This is a genomic window from Legionella impletisoli (assembly GCF_900639875.1).
Classification (GTDB): Bacteria; Pseudomonadota; Gammaproteobacteria; order Legionellales; family Legionellaceae; genus Legionella_A; species Legionella_A impletisoli.
This window is the reverse complement of the sequence record NZ_CAAAIA010000002.1, coordinates 282,282-300,616: the sequence shown is the minus strand read 5'-3', so window position 1 is coordinate 300,616 and position 18,335 is coordinate 282,282. Positions and strand designations below refer to the sequence as shown.

Here is an 18,335-nt window from a genome sequence, read left to right as displayed (position 1 = left end):
AATTATCTACTTTTCTTGAGTTATTGTATTTAGTTAAGCCGACTCATTGTAATTGCCGCCACGATTGACGTCCATAGCGGTCAAGGCCTGGATTTTCTCCAACTTTTTGAATAGTACCGCTGGTTCCTGATAGGTACTTGTATTCGACATCGCCGGCATTCAAAATGGACGGTGTTGCAATTAAGCCTACTTGGGATTGAATTCCACTTGGCGAAACTTGTTCACTTGTACCTCCATCGCTGTAAGTCACAGAATCACCAGTCGTAAACTTACCATCTCCATCTAAATCAAATACATTGTAATTCAATCGCGTTCCAGTAAAGGCATCCAGCTCCATCAGCCAACCTTCTCCACCAAAGTCACAGGGATCGCTCGTTGGTATGACCGTTGAAAAAATAATTTTATTGCTGGCGAACAACATATTCGACACGATTCGTTCCCCTTCTGGATTATTACCAACAATTAAATCCATATACCAGCCCCGATCATTATTGGCTAATAAATTATTGCTGGTGACTCGAACCCCGTCTTGCTGCTGTAGAATGGTTTGTTGACGAAGTTCAGCTCGACCCGAAATCACAGTTGTGCTGGTATCACGCAATGCATAAATGCTTTGCACGCTTAAATCCGTTTTGTCGCTATTTTCTAAATATTTGCCTGTTCCAATATAAATTTGGAGACCCGAAGGGTTATTGACTAGATTAGAAACCGTTGGTTTGATGGTAATGGGTTGTCGATTTCCGGAGCTGTCCTGTGCAACAAATAAAGGCAAAGGAGTGGAGCCTGATTTAAAGCTAAAATCCCATTGGCTGACGTTGGTGGAGGAAATATCAATTTTCCAGACGTTTCCAAATAAATCGCCGGCATAAATCCTATCCGCGATACTATTTCCATCCATATCAACCACTGCTGGAGAAGCCATGCCATTCGGCCGACTCAAACCCAACGGATCGGCACTCATTCCTACGCCGGTATCAAATTTTTTAATCACAGCACCCGTATCAATGTTAACAATATAAATGACCGCATTACCCGTAGTACTGACGTTTCCATCGACTTCGGTGTTGTTATACCCATTGCCAAATATTGCAGCCCATTGGCCATTTGCTAAACGTACGATAGAAGGTTGACTATAGGTATAGCCTAAGTCCACGTCATTTATATCTGTAAATTCCCACTTCACAATACTAGCGGCTATGCTTTCACTAAATGCTGCAGGGTTTGTAACGTCTAAGGCATAAATTCCCTGACCTCCGCCATTTAAGCCAGCAGCTAAGATGGTTCGCCACTGGTTATTGATAAATACATCAATGACGGTAGGCGAACCATCGACGTAATAATGATGAGAATACTCTTGGGAAGTTAATAAAGATAAATTTGTGTACACCTTAGAAGGAACGTAAGCCAATAATTCCGAGCCTGTGTTTGCATTAAACGCATGCAACATACCGTCATTGGCGCCGACGTATAGGACTGGTTGTCGGTTTAGATTTGCTTGACGAAATGTGTCATAAGGGGAATTGTTTTCCGGCGAAGTTCCTGGCCAAATGGAAGGATATTGTTGTCCTGGGATGCCAATCACCACTGGTGCAGAATTAATAATATCTCCCAGTAGAGTAGAGCGGTCGCGAAATGTACCGCCATTTTGAACTTCCTGAGCTTTATTGCCGCGAATATACTCTAATCTGGCGCTACCTAATGAATCTATCAAACCTGATACGGGATTGGTGTCTAACAAGATCGTTTGCGTTGTATCGATTTCGCTACTCGAAGGTGACGCAGGGTTTGTAGGCCAGCGAAATGGAACACCAACTCCCGTAGAAGGCTTATAGGTAATAATTTTTCGACCCGTATCATAATTTTGAGTATCAAGTTTTTCTGCGGCATCCCACTCTGAACCGCCAGGTCCGGTACCTGTAAGTAATATATCACCGGTTGTTTGATCAATGGCAAAAGCAAGCAATTGACCGCTCCAATCTTTAGTACGAAAGATGGCTTGATAAATTTTAGTTCCGGTGGATAAAAAACCACTACTTAAGGCAGCAGATGAAAACGAACCGGTTTGATCAATAATCATTTCAAACGCTTTGGCGAGCTGCTCATTTAAGTTGGTAGCATTCGTCACTAAAAAGTAATTATCAGGTAATCCACTACCGGTGGTATCGAATTCAGAAGTCAAATCAGGAATGTTATTGTTATTTTTATCGGTGAATCCTCCCCATTTGGCTCCATAAAAAAGTGGAGAGTTAAATAAGGTTGCTATGGTTCCAGAGCTATTCGGTGTAAATGTTCGAGTAGTGGAGATTGGCAAAGCAGTCCCATCTTGCCATCCTTGTCCTGGTAATTGACCAGGGGGAGTATCTAAAAAGTAATCAATATCATTGCTAGCAGAAGTATCGCTGTCTCGAACTTCAAGATAAACACCGTCCTCAGTAGTACCTGAAATGACATATCCCATATGTTGAGTAATTGAACCCGCACTATAAATAGTATCTAATTGAATGGTTAACGTGTTGTTTGAATTTACCGTAATCGTATATTTTACAATGGCATCCATATCAAAATCCGCGCCTTGTTGTACGTCTTCAAAGTTGACTCGGAAAACTCCTCCAGTATCGCTTAACGACTCAATATAGAAATCAACGACGTTATTTGTGGGCTGATATTGCCCTTGGGTGGCATTAATGCTAAAGCCTTTTACCGATTTACCAAATGGTATAATGGATATTTGTTTTCCTCCTACATTGAACTTAATTTCAGGAGAAGGAGAGGATAAGCCAACCATGAGCGATTTTACTTTTTGAGTTCCTGAGGCACTGCTGACGTCATTGGTCCAACCATAATACCCAACGCTTGCGGCGTAATAACTTCCTTCAGAGTTTGGATCATGTGGAGCAAGTCCTCGAATATTGCCAAAGCTTGTCACGGTTTTCGGAGTTGGTGCACCATCACTGTTCGTGCCAGAAGTACCAATAAACGCTAACAGGCTTGAAAATCCTTCTCCTGAAAAGATTTGTTGCCCTAAGGTTGCGGCAGATAAACTTGGGCTTAGATCGCCCGAAAAACTATTGAAATAACTCCCTGGCACGTGATCACTATCATAAGTGGGATAGATATCACTGATAACCAACATATTCGCTTTCGAGCAACGAGGATAGGTGCTATAGGGGTTTTGCCAAGATGGTTTGGGTAAATTTAATGAAGTATCAGTACCACTGGAGTAATTAAAAGAGCTGGTCGGTGAGCCTTTACCAGCAAAATAGCGGGTTGCTTCATACATCATTTCCGCTAAAGGATTTCCCCACATTTGACATTCACCATTGTTGATGTTTCTTGTCGTAATCCATCCACAATCGTAGGTATAATCTGTCTGAAATCCCGTTACGGTTAATCTGTCAAGTGTTGCAATGATTCCGCTAACGCTTGTGAATTGTCCTGTTGAAAGATTAATTTCGTCGGTAATAGAAGAAATATTTTTACGAATTACGCCTCCTTGCAGATTATTGACATAAGATCCAGTGAGTAAACCAAAAAACATAGATTCGTTTTCACCAAAAGTTTGTAATAACCCCACCGGTTTATAATTGCCAGAAGCATAAGGTTGGCAATTGGCCTCAAGGCCGACAAGGGGATCACAAACTTTTACCCGGACGACATAGTCCGTAATATTTGAAAGAGTAGGGCCACTACTACCGTTTAAAGCACGGCTTCCAGCCACAGGGCGCTCAATACTGACCCATTCCCATATGCGATAAGGCTGATTCAAGGAGATCCGAAGCAATGGCAGTCCCGTTCCATTACGCAAGGTCGTATTGGCAAAGAGATGGTAACTACCAGAAGAGGGGGCAGATAAAGGCGTATAATCACTAATCGTGTATCCATCTACAGCTAAACTTTGATATTCCTTACCCCAACTGTGACCATCTTGCGGGATGTAAGTTCGTTGTAAAATGGTCTCGGTAGTGCCATCAACGGATCGATAACCACCATACAAAACTTTTCGTAAAGCATCCAAGCGAGCCGTGGTTAGATAGTTTAAAAAATTTCCACTCCAGTTCCCTGAGCAGCGTTTATCTGCAGTGACGGATACCGGATAAAAATACTGATTACCACTATCATAGGCATAACATTTATAGCTATCGAAATAACCAAAGTAATCAATACTCGGTTTGAATCGAATGTCGACAACCCCATCGCCATCGACATCCGTTGCATCATTATAGGCTTCAAAGTACAGCTTATGATCACGGCTAACAACGAGCATCGTTAATGGAGGAACGCTATCGGTTAAAAAAAGAGGGGTTTGGGATAAATCAAGCGGTGCCGTATGGGCTGAACTAGAGATTAAGCCTAAGCTTAGCCCTAATGAGAGAAGATATCGCTTCATCAGAATCTCCTCCCTAACGTGGTTTGTAATATGCTTACAGAATCATCCGAAGCCCCTGTGCCACGAGCAGTAATTTGATAATAAAACACACCGGTGCTTTTGATGGATGAGTCGCCGATTACTTGCGAATCAGGAATAAATTCTAAAAATTCAATAATGTATCTTGGTGAAGTATTAATGTTTTCTAGATTATTATTATATGCAGCGGCATTCGATACCCACCAGCTGCTGTCTTGTGTGGTTATATCCGTATTTTGAAATACAGTTTGCACACAAGGAAATGAAGAGCAAGTTGTTACAACAGGAGGTTGTGTTGTAAGCCCTAAAAGCCATTCTTCACCAGCCATTAAAGCGGACTCAGCGGCATTAAACGATAATTCTTTATCCTGCAAATTAGACGACATTTTTTCCTGCATTTGGGTCACGTGCATGGCACTCACGCCTAATAAAGAAACCACAAATAACAAAATTAAGGTAACTGCAAGAGTAGCCCCCTGTTGCTTAGTTATTACTCTTGAGATCATGTTCATGATGGCAACCCCCTGTTTCTTAAGGTAATCAAGGTTTGCCATTCTCGACGTAATTTGCGATCGGTAGAGGAATACGTTGTATCATTAAATTGGTAAGCTTGCGTTTGATTGGAAACATTTTCTGTGGTTGCAAATAATAAATTTATTCTAAGAGAAATCACATTATCCCAATTATTGCTGTTGTTTACTTCGGTTGCGGTTTGGAAGGTATCTGCTGCGTAATCATCGTTGGTATCAACTCCATAGGTCACTTTCATACGCTCTATCCCTTCTACCAGTTCAATTTCGTTGCCGCTTAAATCTTGGCGAACTAAGGCGTAAATGGGTTGATTATTGGTATTTTTGCGACCCGTATCTTTGACATAAAAGGCAAAATAGACAAATCGCATAACATACGCGCCTGCTTTATAGGCAGTCGATAGATCATTTGTGGTGTTATTGCTAGTAGTGTGTGTGATAGCCGTTGCATTGGTATTACCGCCTGCGATAAAAATATCTCCCAAATTGCAATTGCTGATCATCACCACTTCACCGGCAACAATGCCTAATCGGTCGTAAACGAGTACGGGATTATTTTTCTGAACCATATCCGCTCGCAACTGAACATTGGTTCGAGAAGCTCGACGAATTTCAATTACATCACTATTTGCAACGGCTTTTCCGCTTAAATTAGTTGGAAGCGCAGGACTGAATGATGCGCTTAAGCCGTCGTAGCCATAGATCGGTTTGTCAAAAACTAACGCAGGTGAGGGATTTATGACAACATTGGTCATATTGACTAATGTGCTGTTAGGACAACCTTGATAGCCTGCCATACGAATTTCTTTATTCAAGAAATGAACCGCATAGCGTGCGTTTTCTTGTAATCGCGCCAAACTATCTTGAACTTTGAACGTGGTTTTATTGGTTAAATAAACGGCTCCTGCTGTAGCGAGTAAAAGACCTCCTAACGTCATACTTATTAAAAACTCAACGATAGAAAATCCCTTATAGAAGAGGCTCATAATTGCACCTCCATGGTAAGACAAGTCAAGTCCACCAGAGGATTTCCACTGCACCCTAGTCCTGTGGCACCCGTGCGATTATTATCCCAACGAACCGTAATGGTAAATGTACCCCCATTGTTTGTGACGGTTCCTTGCCCTGAAGGCAGTAAATCAGAGTTATAGCTATTCCAAATATGTGCATCTCGCTGAGCGATTTCAGAAATTGAGCAATTAGTACAAGCTGGGTCGGCTGGAATGCCGGAAATGCTATTGTATTGGCCCGCTTCTACCCCAGCATAATTAGCCCGCATGCTATCAAGCATATTATTGGCTTGTGCAATGGCAATCGATCGCATATGAGCAGAATGATTGTATCGAATCATATTCAGCTGCATAGCGGCGATGCCAAGCAAGCCGATGGCAAGCACCACGACGCTTATTAATACTTCCAATAAACTGAAAGCAGCTTGGTTATTAATACGCTTAATTACATTCATCAATAAAAATCCACTACCTACTAATAAAGATAGTGCATTTTTCATGCCTTTGTGAAAAAAATGAACAAAAAATTAGTGTTTGCTAAACGTGGTAATTATGTTTTTTAGTCGTGAATTACTTGACTATTGTTTACCTTGGTTCCCAATAGCCTGCATGCTATGATTTGTCTGAGGCATACAGGCTATGAGACCTATCCCTATAAACCTGGCTGAATAGCTGGATTAACGGAATGAGGAGATACTTGCGCGGGTTCGGACTGTGGAAACATTCCAAGTCCAGAAAGGTGAACAGGCTCTTCTGTTGCTTCAGCGTTGACTACTGGCGAATTTGGACGAAGATAGGTTAGCATGAACATGTGGGAGTTATTAGGTTCAGAGTGATTGTCTGACGCTTCTTTAAAGGAGGATTCAAAGAAAGATTGAATTTTTTGATTTAGCGCTCGCACTCCATCCAGAATGTATAAAGGAGCATTTAAGATGACATGAATGCTTACGAGCGCTGCAGCAATGAGGGCAGTGACTGTTAAATTAATTGCTTCGTTAATCGATTTAAGTAATTCTGTCACTCCAATTACAGTCAATACTACCGGGGTTATAGCAGATAGGAAGATTCGATTTAAGACCGAAAATACGGAATTAAAAAAACCTTGTGGCATTGGTTTGGTTATAGAAGTAATGAATGCCTTGGCGGCTAATCTTAAATGCGTTATACCGCGTACAGAAAAAAATAATTTGATTCTTTGGTTGAGATCTTTTTCAGCTTCTTGTTGCAAGTTTTCTGCTGCTATGGAGGTATTTTCGCTTTTGCGTGCTATTTCATGTGCTAACAAATACGAGTAAAACGCCTCATCATCTAATTCGCACAGTGTTAATAGGTTTTTATCCCCTTTGAAAATATATAATCCGCGAGATAGGTTCCGTTGAAAGTCGAGATATACTTTTTTTGCTAAAGATAGTGCTTCTTCACTATCATTGTATTCTTTAATGGTTCGATTGAGTTCGCCAAAAGTAAAGAAATTGGCTATGGATTCAATAAAATACGAAGACAGTCTAATCAATGAAGAGACAACTTTTTCGGAAGCTTTTGCCAAGACCCATGCAAGTGCAGATATGGCAGTAATTGTCCATGATAAAATGTTTGCCAATGTTGAAATAGGCTTAGAATATCGATGATGGGTTGTTCTCATTTGATAGAGGCCAGTCAAAACGACATGGGACGTAGATTGTTCAGGTTTTTTTTGATCTTTACTAATAGACGCAAGCACTTGCATTGGTATATTGATGGCATTGTTTTGATTCAAGTAGTTTGCTAGTTTGTTCGCTTTATTTCTTAATCTATCAGGATGCAAATTTAAACTGAAAGCTTTATAGAGTTTGTCATGGTCTTGATTGGACACACTATCAAACGCATCTATAAGACAACTGCGCAAGATATGATCGAGTTCCGACGCTAAGAATGGCTTTTTTGATAATGAATCAATATGGTCTGTGATCGTTGCAAGTGTTTGAGTGACAATTTGATCAAGCGATGTTTTCATTGTTTTCATGACAAAACTTTATGGTTGTGCAAATTGAGCGCATTGTAATCAAAAAAAATACCTTAAGCAATAAAAATATCATTAAAAGAGTCTCTTGGTTAATCAGGGCAATATAGGGTTAAGCTAAAGTCATAGGTAGAAAGAACGGATTAGGGCTTGTCTTAAGACATGCCCAATATCAGATTTTAAGGATTACTTAGCACAGGATTAATGGTTTGTAGTAACGATTTAAAAATTTTAGGATTGCCCGCAATGACATCTCCATGTTTAAGAAAATGTTCGCTGCCTAATGGATCACTGACTAACCCGCCAGCTTCTTGCACTAATAAAGCACCAGCTGCTAAGTCCCATGGTTTTAATCCAAATTCCCAAAACCCATCTAGTCGTCCACTGGCAACGTAGGCTAAGTCAAGTGCTGCTGATCCAGTTCTTCTAAATCCTGCGCACTTGCCGAAAACGGCTTCCAGAGTGGGAAAATAACGTTTCGCAATTTGTTCGTTACGCATGGTAAAGCCTGTACCTAACATAGCTTGGGATAATTGAGCTTGTTTGGATACTCGAATTCGGCGATCATTTAATCGTGCACCACCTCCACGGCTTGCACTAAAACATTCATGACGTAGTGGATCATAAACAATACCGTGCTCAATTCTGTTTTTAACGCGTATCGCAATCGATACGGCAAAAAAAGGAAATCCATGCAGGTAGTTGTTGGTACCATCCAAGGGATCAATAATCCAAACGGTATCCGCGCGCTCTTGTTGAATGCCGCTTTCTTCGGCAATGATCCCATGATCAGGATAAGCTTTGAGGATGGTGTTAATGATGGTTTGTTCTGCTTTAACATCCACTTCCGAAAAAAACTCTTCCTGGCTTTTGGTGGTGATTTTAATGCGATCAAGTTGATCCATATGACGAACGATAATATCGCCTGCCTGACGAGCGGCACTAATGGCAATGTTTAACAGTGGATGCATGCGTTAGCTCAAGTTACAAATGAAAAGTCAAAATTTTATCATATTTTGGCCCAGCTTATAAATAGGATATGATATAAACTTAAGTTAGGGGCCATCTTAAACGTTTTTTGGATAATATGATTTAAACTATGAATTTTGATTCAATCCGCATTATTTTAGTCGAAACCAGTCATCCTGGAAACATCGGCTCAGCTGCTCGAGCCATGAAAACCATGGGTTTAAAACGGTTATATCTGGTATCGCCAAAAACATTTCCTGATGTGCGAGCTGTTGAGATGGCAGCTGGTGCAGAGGATGTTTTGAATCATGCCATTGTGACGGATACACTTTCAGAAGCTTTGGAAAATTGTCACTTAATTCTTGCAACCAGCGCAAGACCGCGCGGAATAGCCCTTCCAGGGTTAACCCCAAAAGAGCAAGCGATTTTAATTAGTCAGCAACCAGATGATACGAACATCGCCATATTGTTTGGGCGCGAACACTCCGGTCTTACGAATGAAGAGCTTTTGCGCTGTCATTATCATATTAATATCCCGAGTAACCCGGATTATAGTTCATTAAATTTATCGCAAGCTGTACAAATTGTTGCTTATGAGCTTCGCATGAGGCTTCTATCTCCTCTGGCTTTAGTTGAAACAGAAAAAGATTCCTTAGCTTCTGCCCAAGATATAGAACGTTTTTATGATCATTTGAAATCGGTTTTAATCGATATTGAATTTTTAAAACCTTCCAATCCAAGGCGGTTAATGCAGCGAATTCGAAGGTTATTTAATCGCGCCAAACTTGAAACCATGGAAATTAATATCTTAAGAGGTATTCTCACGCAAATACAACGAACAATAGGTCGGCAAAATGCCAGCAAAGCCAAACAGGAGTAGCGAATGAGCACAAAACCAATGTATTTCGATTATATGGCCACAACCCCCGTTGATCCTAAGGTGATTGAAGCAATGATGCGATATCTTGGGCCAGAAGGGGAATACGGCAACCCTTCATCTAAAACCCATCTATATGGCCGAAATGCAGCCGAAGCGGTTGAACGGGCAAGGGGTCAGATTGCCGAAGTGGTGGGTGCGCTACCCGAAGAAATTGTGTTCACTTCCGGGGCAACAGAAGCGGATAATTTAGCGATTTTAGGTGCTTCGCGATTTTATAAACGCAAAGGCCAACATGTGATTACCATGGCAACTGAGCACAAAGCGGTGTTAGATAGTTTTCATCAATTAGAGCGAGAAGGCTTTGACGTCACCTATTTAAACCCTGAATCCGATGGATTATTAAATTTAAACCATTTAGAACAAGCTTTACGAGCGGATACCATACTCGTTTCCATCATGCATGTGAATAATGAAATAGGCGTTATTCAAGACCTTGAATCAATTGGCAATCTATTAAAAAATAAGGGGATCCTGTTTCATGTTGATGCCGCACAAAGCGCTGGTAAACTCCCACTAAATTTACGCGCACTACCAGTGGATATGATGTCTTTTTCGGCGCATAAAAATTATGGCCCTAAAGGCATTGGGGCTTTATATGTTCGCCAAAAACCAAGAATTCGTTTGGAACCACTAAGTTTTGGTGGAGGACATGAACATGGTATGCGATCCGGTACATTGCCCACACATCAAATTGTAGGGATGGGGGAAGCGTTTGCATTGTCTGAAACGTTAAGAGAGCTTGAGCAGGCTAGAATACTAACTTTTCGTAATCAGTTATGGAATGGGATTAAAGACTTACCTGGAATTCGATTAAATGGTCATTTTGAGCGACGCATTGCTGGTAATCTTAATATGAGCTTTAGTGGGCTAGATGGTGAAGTTTTATTGATTGCCTTAAATGAATTGGCTGTATCAACGACTTCAGCTTGCTCATCTTCAAGCACGCATCCTTCCTATGTCTTAAAAGCATTGGGCTTAACCGATGCTATGGCATATAGTGCGGTAAGATTATCCTTAGGACGATTTACGACTAAGGAGCAAGTTGAGAAAGCCATTGCGATTATCCGTCGGGAAGTGTCTCGATTACATGAAAAGCAGAATCTTATTGTATAATATATGCAACAATAGTAATGAAGGTAAATAGGATGAGCGTTGTAAAACAGTATACCCAAAATGCACAACCAGGCGTTGAATTAACCTCAGCGGCGATGCAACATATAGTGACCTATCTTGAAAAACAAAACAGTAAGGGGTTGCGACTATCGGTGAAAAAAACCGGCTGCTCGGGTTTGTCCTATGTTGTTGATTATGTCAACGAACCTAAAGAAGAGGATGTCGTGTTTCATCGGCCGGAGTTTATACTCTGTATTGATAAAAAAAGTTACCCCTACCTTAAAGGCATGCAAATCGATTATGTCAAACAAGGATTAAATTATAAATTTATTTTTAATAATCCTAATCAGACTGGTCAATGTGGTTGTGGAGAAAGTTTTACTGTCGATTAACTTCAAAGCGGTACAATTCGTCGAATCGGTGTCATTTTGGCTTGAAATATTCCCTCCATTCAACCTCAAAATGGTACCGAGACACCTATCGTGTTAGTTCATAAATACCCACGTGCCGTGAATTCCTCTGTGTTCTTTTCTACAATTCTTGTTAATTATCGCATTAATGTGCCAAAACACACACATTGTGGTTAAAAATTGCTGGACATTTCTCCTGAATTCGCTTAAGCTTTCCTTAATAAATGCATATCATTGATACAATGTTTACATAGTTTGTTATATTTGTTATTATGGCAATCATCCTGTTTCGGGCTAGCCAGATTGTTTCGAAATTATTAATAATTACATTGATTTGTATTGGGAGAAGACATGAGCGCAGTAATGCAAAATATGCAGCAACAAAATGAAGCGTTGTCACAACAAGTGATTAACGCAGTAAAAGGCTATTTGAATGCCGTGAGCAGTAAAGATGCTAATTTGAATCTTTATCAATTGATCGTTGAAGAAGTTGAAGCGCCTTTATTTCGCACGGTTATGGAAATGACTCGTTATAACCAATCTAAGGCTGCTCGCGTATTAGGCGTTAGCCGCGGTACGTTACGCACTAAATTAAAGCGTTATTTTGACGACGAATTTATCGGTACCCGCGATTTTTAATTGACTTTATTTTCTTGTGGTCTTTGGCTGGACACTCTGCTATTATTAGTTACAAAGCTGGTCAGACAATCGCTCTTTGCTGTAGCGCAAGGGGAGGAAAGTCCGGGCTCCACAGGGCAGAGTGCCAGGTAACGCCTGGGAGATGAAAATCTACGGAAAGTGCCACAGAAAATATACCGCCGATTAGGGTAACCTTGTTGGTAAGGGTGAAATGGTGCGGTAAGAGCGCACCGCACGATTGGTAACAGTCGTGGCAGGGAAAACCCCACTTGGAGCAAGACCAAATAGGGATCCATATGGCTTAGGCCATAACGCATGGCCCATGCGGGATTCGGGTAGGTCGCTTGAGGCAAACGGTGACGTTTGTCCCAGATGAATGATTGTCCACGACAGAACCCGGCTTATCGACCAGCTTTTACCTCTTGATTCTATGTTGTTCTCACCGTACGATCGCACTTTCAACTCTGCGAGTCTTCATTATGATCCTTTGTATTGATGTGGGAAATTCTCATATTTATGGCGGTGTTTTTGCAGGCGATGAGATACGATTACGATTTCGCCAATCTTCCAAAGTTAGCACCTCAGATGAGTTGGGAATTTTTTTAAAATCGGTTTTGCGAGAAAACAACTGTTCTCCCGATGCTGTTAATCAAATCGGAATTTGTTCTGTAGTACCGCAATTAGATTATTCGCTTCGTGGAGCTTGTGTAAAGTACTTTCAAACGGAACCCTTTTTTCTTCAAGCCGGGGTGAAGACGGGTTTAAATATTCAGTATCGAAATCCTGTGGATGTAGGTGCCGATAGGATTGCTAATGCGATCGCAGCGACGCATCTTTTTCCTAGCAAAAATCTAATTATTATTGATTTTGGTACGGCAACCACTTTTTGTGTCATCAATTCTAAAAAAGCCTATTTAGGTGGGGCTATTTTACCCGGGGTGCGATTGGCAGTGGATGCGTTGAGTCGTAACACAGCGAAGCTTCCGTCAGTCGAAATCATCAAAACGGAATGTGTGGTAGGGCGTTCTACAATTGAAAGCATCCAGTCTGGCGTTTTTTATGGCGCATTGGGAGCTTGCCGTGAGTTGGTTGGACGGATTAAAGAAGACACGTTCCCCAATCAAGAGGTTATCGTACTAGCAACCGGTGGGTTTGCTTCTCTATTTGCTGATTGTCATCTATATGACGAGCTAGCTGCTGACTTAGTTCTTCAAGGGATCCGTTTATCCATGGCAATGAATCAATTATAAAACGAATACCCTTGTTTTCCCCTTACAATCCTTCAAGACACCATTTAAAAAGCAATCTGCTTAACGTATGATCATCTCTTTTGTTTATCCAAGCGATTATGCAAAAAAAATCAACTTTTTGCCTTGACGATAGGGAAAATGTGTTCCTATAGTGTAGTAAAGTGGTTTAAAATAACTAAAAAGTGGAGAATTGTGGGGATAAATTTCCTCACAGAAGAAAAATCATGTTTCGAGGAATTAATTCAATCAGCATCGACGGGAAAGGCCGTCTTACCATGCCCACGCGATATCGCGATGCGCTAGGGGAAGACCGCGCTTCACTCGTCGTCACGATTGATACCGAAGAAACATGTTTGCTGCTGTACCCAGCAAGTCAGTGGCAAGTGATTGAAGACAATCTGCAGCGCATGCCAAGTTTTAATGCGACTGCACGGCGTATTCAACGCTTGTTAATCGGACATGCGACTGATGTGGAGCTTGATGGTAATGGGCGTATATTGCTGCCGCCATTATTGCGCGATTACGCTCATTTAAACAAGCGAGTTGTCCTTATAGGGCAGGGTAATAAATTTGAGGTTTGGGATGAATCTTTGTGGCAATCCAAGCGTGAACAATGGTTGGCAGAAGAAGCATCCAGAGAGGATGGCTTGCCAGATGAAATGAAGACTTTTTCTCTGTAAGGGAGAATGGAAATGGCCGTACATCAATCTGTGCTACTGCATGAATCCATCGAAGGCTTAGCTATAAAGCCTGATGGGATTTATGTTGATGGTACATTTGGGCGCGGCGGCCATAGCAAGGCAATCTTATCGCGACTCAATCAAAGTGGCCGATTAATCGCGATTGATAAAGATCCTGAAGCGATCTTCTACGCTGAAAACCATTTTTCTGGGGATGAGCGATTCACGCTATACCAAGGCTCTTTTGCAAAGATAAAAGAGTTTACAACCCATGCAGGTGTTGTTGGAAAGGTCGATGGTATTTTGCTTGACTTAGGTGTTTCATCACCGCAGTTAGATAATCCAGAGCGAGGGTTTAGCTTTATGCATCAAGGCCCTCTGGATATGCGAATGGATACCACACAAGACTTGTCCGCTGCCCGATTTGTTAATCAGGCAAGTGCTGAAGAGATGGCTGCTGTATTTAAAACGTATGGGGAAGAGCGTTTTTCAGGTCGAATTGCCCGTGCAATCGTACAAGCACGCGAGGAATCTCCCATTACTACAACGGGAAGTTTGGCAGAGATAGTTAAAGCCGCAAATCCAAAGTGGGAAAAACATAAGCACCCTGCAACGCGCGTTTTCCAGGCTATAAGGATTTATGTCAATAAAGAGCTAACAGACTTGAAAGACTGTTTAAATCAAAGCCTCGATGTATTAGCGGTTCACGGACGTTTGGTGGTGATAAGTTTCCACTCTTTAGAAGACCGACTGGTAAAACAATTTATGCGCCATGCAGAAGAGGGAGATACGCCTCCTCCTGGGGTGCCGCTTAAAGCGTTTGAATTAAAAACAAATTTTAAACGTTTGGGTAAAGCCATCAAACCCAACGAAGAAGAAGTCAGGCAAAATGTTCGAGCCCGGAGTGCTGTACTTAGGATAGGAGAAAAAATAGCATGAATGCCGCAGCGAAAACGATCCATCAAAGCAATGTATTTAGTGGGCAATTTGCTGATATCCGCATCTCTCGACAGCTGTGTTTTCAAATTGCCTTGTTACTCGCCGTTTTATTTACTGCATTAGCCGTCATTTATACCACCAATATGCATCGAGTTACTTTTATGCAATTACAACAAGCTAAACATAAAACGCACGAATTGCAGTTACAATGGGGACAGCTGTTGCTCGAACAAGCCAGTCTTGAAACACCAGCACGAGTCGAGCATATGGCTAAGACTAAATTAAACATGACTTTGCCTGCTAATAAACACATTCATATGCTACGAATAAAATGAATAACTGGCGGCATAAAGTCCGGCTCACAACCGTTTGTTTCTTTTTTGGATTTATTCTTATCGCATTGATTTGGAGAATGTATGAGCTGACAGTAGAAGATCGTCAGTTTCTGCAGGGCCAAGGAAATGCGCGAAGCTTGCGCATGGTCGATATACCCGCCTATCGAGGGATGATTACGGATAGGGAAGGCGCGCCGATGGCTGTTAGTACGCCTGTTAAATCGGTATGGATTAACCCTAAAAGTTTTCAACCCACCCCCGAGCAATTAAATCAACTCGCAAAACTACTTTCATTAACCCCAGAACAAATTGCACGACGCGCGTCTGAAGAGAGCAGTCGTGAATTTATCTATTTACGAAGGCAATTAACCCCCTCACTTGCCAAAAAAATTGATGCACTAAAAATACCTGGAGTTAATTTTCAAGAAGAATTTAAACGCTTTTATCCTCAGGGGGATAGTGCTGCTCAACTGATTGGTTTTACGAATGTTGACGATAATGGCATAGAAGGATTAGAACTCGCTTATCATCAATGGTTGATGGGAATCAGCGGAAAAATCAAAGTCGTGAAAGATAGGCTGGGTCGGATTATTGAAGTATTAGGCCAAGTCCGAGAGCCACGACCTGGTAATAATTTGCAGCTAAGCATTGACCGAAGGATTCAATATTTTGCTTACAACGCATTATGCGAAACCATTCATCATGCCGAAGCAAAGTCAGGTTCGATAGTGGTGTTGGATGCTAAAAATGGTGAGGTCCTTGCGATTACTAATTGTCCTTCGTTTAATCCCAATGCTCGCAGCTATTACCCATCTGATCATTATCGAAATCGAGCGATTACCGATTTGTTTGAGCCTGGGTCGGTTATGAAACCGTTTAGTATCGCCAGTGCATTAGAAAGTGGACATTTTACGAAAGATACCGTCATTGATACACGACCAAGCTGGATGATGGTGGAAGGGCATGCCATTCGTGATGGGCGAAATTATGGGGTTTTGGATGTTACTGGGATCTTACAACACTCCAGTAATGTGGGAGTGACAAAGATGGTGTTGGCGAGTCCGCCTGAGCAGTTGATTCATCTTCTTAGAGCTTGTGGAGTAAGCCAGCGAACCGAAACCGGTTATCCTGGAGAAAGTGAGGGATCGTTAGTCAAAGCAAAAGACGCGAATCGTTTTGTTTTGGCAACACTTGGGTTTGGTTATGGGATGTCATTAACGCCGTTACAACTGGCCAAAAGTTACTTGATTTTTGCAAACGAAGGTAAAATCATGCCGGTTCGATTGTTGCACTATGATAAGCCTCCCGAAACACACCAAGTGATAAAACCTGAAACGGCAGAAGTGGTGCTTAGCATGATGGAAGCTGTCGTGGATGTGCAAGGTACGGGACGGCGTGCTAAAGTACCAGGCTATCGTGTCGCTGGAAAAACAGGTACGGCGCGAATAGCTGGGAAGAAAGGGTATTCTGCTGATCGCCACATAGCGAGTTTTGTTGGGATAGCGCCAGTCTCTAATCCCCGTTTAATTGTTGCGGTTGTGATTCATGAGCCCTCCAAAGGAAGTTATTATGGCGGAGCATTAGCTGCCCCCTTATTTGCCAAAGTAATGGCGGCGGCTCTTAGAATATTGGATATTCCACCTGATGAAGCTACGAGAATATAATGAAATTATCTACTTTATTAAGTCCCTTCATTGATCCTATTTCCAAAGATTCTGAGGTCAAAGGCATTCATAATGATAGTCGTCAAATCAAACCAGGTGATTTGTTTTTGGCCTATCCCGGTGCAGCAACCGATGGGCGATTATATATTAAAAAAGCGATTGAATCCGGCGCAAGTGCTGTGATTTACGAGCCTATAGGGCTTCCTGAGCAGGTTATTCCTGAAACAACGATTCCTTGTATTCCTTTATCCGGTGTTGATAAAAAACTGGCAGCGATTGCCACTCGCTTTTACGATGATCCTTCCAAATCAATTACGGTTACTGGGGTCACGGGCACGAATGGTAAGACTACCGTGGCTTATCTTTTAGCTCAAGCCTATCAATTATTAGGCCAGGAAGCTCGATATATTGGCACTCTGGGAGAGGGCGAGATAAATGAACTGCATCCTCTCGTCAATACCACACCGGATGGTTTATTTTTGCAGAAGTTATTTCATGAATATAGAACTTCACCGGTTCGTCAAGTTTGCATGGAAGTATCTTCTCATGCTCTCAGTCTTAATCGGGTGGATTACATTGATTTTAATCAGGCCATTTATACCAATTTAAGCCATGAGCATCTCGATTTCCATAAAACACTGGAAGCCTATGCTGAGGCAAAGTCTAAGCTATTTGTCATGCCCAGTTTGAAGTCAGTGATTTTGAATCAAGACGATTCGTTTTGTGAGCGTATGGCATCCAATTTACCACCCTCTTGTAGAAAATTCACTTATGGTATTCATGGCTATGCCGATGTGAAAGTCACTCAGTGGGAACTTAGCATGACGGGTAGTGAGTTTGAAATAGAATCACCATGGGGCCGACACCATTTACAGATTTCAACGTTGGGTCTTTTTAATATTTATAATAATTTGGCTGTGTTTTCAGCGCTTTTGGCGAATGATTGTTCTGTTGAGGAGGTCGTTTTACTTTTATCTAAATTAAAAGCAGCACCAGGTCGGATGGAAGTAGTGGCTAAAGAACCGTGCGTCATCGTGGACTACGCTCATACCCCCGATGCATTAGAAAATGTATTGCAAGCGTTGAATAAACTTAAAAAAGCCAACATCATCACCGTTTTTGGCTGTGGTGGAGAACGAGATAAAGCAAAACGTCCAATGATGGGTCGTATTGCTAGTGAATATTCGGACTTAGTCATCATTACCAGTGATAACCCTCGCAGTGAGGAGCCAATGAGCATTATCGAGGGCATCGCAGTAGGGATTGATAAAGACACAACGGCGATTAAAATTCCTTTACGTGAGGAAGCTATTCAAAAAGCGATTAGTATAGCAAACCGAGATGATATTATTTTAATAGCGGGTAAAGGCCATGAGACTTACCAACAGATTGGAAATCAGCGCTTAGTATTTTCAGATCAAGCGGTAGTTCAAAAGATTATGAAAAGCTAAC

Annotated in this window: 16 protein-coding genes and 1 other RNA gene; 11 read left to right on the top strand and 6 right to left on the bottom strand. The window is 41.7% G+C overall.

Features of this window, described 5'->3' with window-relative positions:
• Positions 1-43: 43 nt before the first annotated feature.
• The 6 genes from E1O41_RS03635 to E1O41_RS03610 form a co-directional block, all read right to left on the bottom strand.
• Positions 44-4,387 (bottom strand): pilus assembly protein, encoded by a 4,344-nt coding sequence (locus tag E1O41_RS03635; RefSeq protein WP_131775953.1) that lies wholly within the window; start codon positions 4,385-4,387, stop codon positions 44-46.
• The gene (locus E1O41_RS03630) at positions 4,387-4,917 is read right to left on the bottom strand and encodes a pilus assembly PilX family protein (RefSeq protein WP_165481093.1); all 531 of its coding nucleotides are present in this window, start codon (positions 4,915-4,917) and stop codon (positions 4,387-4,389) included. The genes E1O41_RS03635 and E1O41_RS03630 overlap by 1 nt, the downstream gene beginning before the upstream one ends.
• A complete protein-coding gene (locus E1O41_RS03625; protein ID WP_131775951.1) occupies positions 4,914-5,921 on the bottom strand; it encodes a PilW family protein in 1,008 nt (335 codons plus the stop codon). Before E1O41_RS03625 ends, E1O41_RS03630 begins: the two co-directional genes overlap by 4 nt.
• The gene (gene pilV, locus E1O41_RS03620; protein ID WP_165481092.1) at positions 5,918-6,400 is read right to left on the bottom strand and encodes a type IV pilus modification protein PilV; all 483 of its coding nucleotides are present in this window, start codon (positions 6,398-6,400) and stop codon (positions 5,918-5,920) included. Before pilV ends, E1O41_RS03625 begins: the two co-directional genes overlap by 4 nt.
• Before the next feature lie 197 nt (positions 6,401-6,597).
• Positions 6,598-7,947, bottom strand: coding sequence for a hypothetical protein (locus E1O41_RS03615; RefSeq protein ID WP_131775949.1), 1,350 nt, complete (start codon positions 7,945-7,947; stop codon positions 6,598-6,600).
• A gap of 176 nt (positions 7,948-8,123) precedes the next feature.
• Positions 8,124-8,915, bottom strand: coding sequence for an inositol monophosphatase family protein (locus E1O41_RS03610; RefSeq protein ID WP_131775948.1), 792 nt, complete (start codon positions 8,913-8,915; stop codon positions 8,124-8,126).
• A gap of 128 nt (positions 8,916-9,043) precedes the next feature.
• Between E1O41_RS03610 and trmJ the strand changes: the two genes are divergently transcribed.
• The 11 genes from trmJ (at position 9,044) to E1O41_RS03555 (ending at position 18,334) form a co-directional block, all read left to right on the top strand.
• On the top strand, positions 9,044-9,793 hold the full coding sequence (gene trmJ / locus E1O41_RS03605) for a tRNA (cytosine(32)/uridine(32)-2'-O)-methyltransferase TrmJ (protein WP_131775947.1): 750 nt from the start codon (positions 9,044-9,046) through the stop codon (positions 9,791-9,793).
• Positions 9,794-9,796: 3 nt separating this feature from the next.
• Positions 9,797-10,966 carry an IscS subfamily cysteine desulfurase gene (locus E1O41_RS03600; RefSeq protein ID WP_131775946.1) on the top strand — a complete coding sequence of 390 codons (1,170 nt, stop codon included), beginning with the start codon at positions 9,797-9,799 and terminating at the stop codon, positions 10,964-10,966.
• Positions 10,967-10,998: 32 nt separating this feature from the next.
• Positions 10,999-11,358 carry a HesB/IscA family protein gene (locus tag E1O41_RS03595; RefSeq protein ID WP_131775945.1) on the top strand — a complete coding sequence of 120 codons (360 nt, stop codon included), beginning with the start codon at positions 10,999-11,001 and terminating at the stop codon, positions 11,356-11,358.
• A 369-nt stretch (positions 11,359-11,727) separates the two neighbouring features.
• On the top strand, positions 11,728-12,015 hold the full coding sequence (locus tag E1O41_RS03590) for a helix-turn-helix domain-containing protein (protein WP_131775944.1): 288 nt from the start codon (positions 11,728-11,730) through the stop codon (positions 12,013-12,015).
• A 53-nt stretch (positions 12,016-12,068) separates the two neighbouring features.
• Positions 12,069-12,435: RNase P RNA component class A (rnpB, locus tag E1O41_RS03585), an RNA gene on the top strand.
• Between the two features lie 59 nt (positions 12,436-12,494).
• Positions 12,495-13,265 (top strand): type III pantothenate kinase, encoded by a 771-nt coding sequence (locus tag E1O41_RS03580; RefSeq protein ID WP_131775943.1) that lies wholly within the window; start codon positions 12,495-12,497, stop codon positions 13,263-13,265.
• A gap of 224 nt (positions 13,266-13,489) precedes the next feature.
• Positions 13,490-13,945, top strand: coding sequence for a division/cell wall cluster transcriptional repressor MraZ (gene mraZ / locus E1O41_RS03575; RefSeq protein ID WP_131775942.1), 456 nt, complete (start codon positions 13,490-13,492; stop codon positions 13,943-13,945).
• Positions 13,946-13,957: 12 nt separating this feature from the next.
• Positions 13,958-14,884: a 16S rRNA (cytosine(1402)-N(4))-methyltransferase RsmH gene (gene rsmH, locus E1O41_RS03570; RefSeq protein ID WP_131775941.1), complete on the top strand. Its 927-nt coding sequence runs from the start codon at positions 13,958-13,960 to the stop codon at positions 14,882-14,884.
• Complete coding sequence (gene ftsL, locus E1O41_RS03565) at positions 14,881-15,219, top strand: cell division protein FtsL (RefSeq protein WP_131775940.1); 339 nt, start codon at positions 14,881-14,883, stop codon at positions 15,217-15,219. The genes rsmH and ftsL overlap by 4 nt, the downstream gene beginning before the upstream one ends.
• Complete coding sequence (locus tag E1O41_RS03560; RefSeq protein ID WP_188668168.1) at positions 15,216-16,883, top strand: peptidoglycan D,D-transpeptidase FtsI family protein; 1,668 nt, start codon at positions 15,216-15,218, stop codon at positions 16,881-16,883. The genes ftsL and E1O41_RS03560 overlap by 4 nt, the downstream gene beginning before the upstream one ends.
• On the top strand, positions 16,883-18,334 hold the full coding sequence (locus E1O41_RS03555; RefSeq protein WP_131775939.1) for a UDP-N-acetylmuramoyl-L-alanyl-D-glutamate--2,6-diaminopimelate ligase: 1,452 nt from the start codon (positions 16,883-16,885) through the stop codon (positions 18,332-18,334). Before E1O41_RS03560 ends, E1O41_RS03555 begins: the two co-directional genes overlap by 1 nt.
• Position 18,335: the final 1 nt, after the last annotated feature.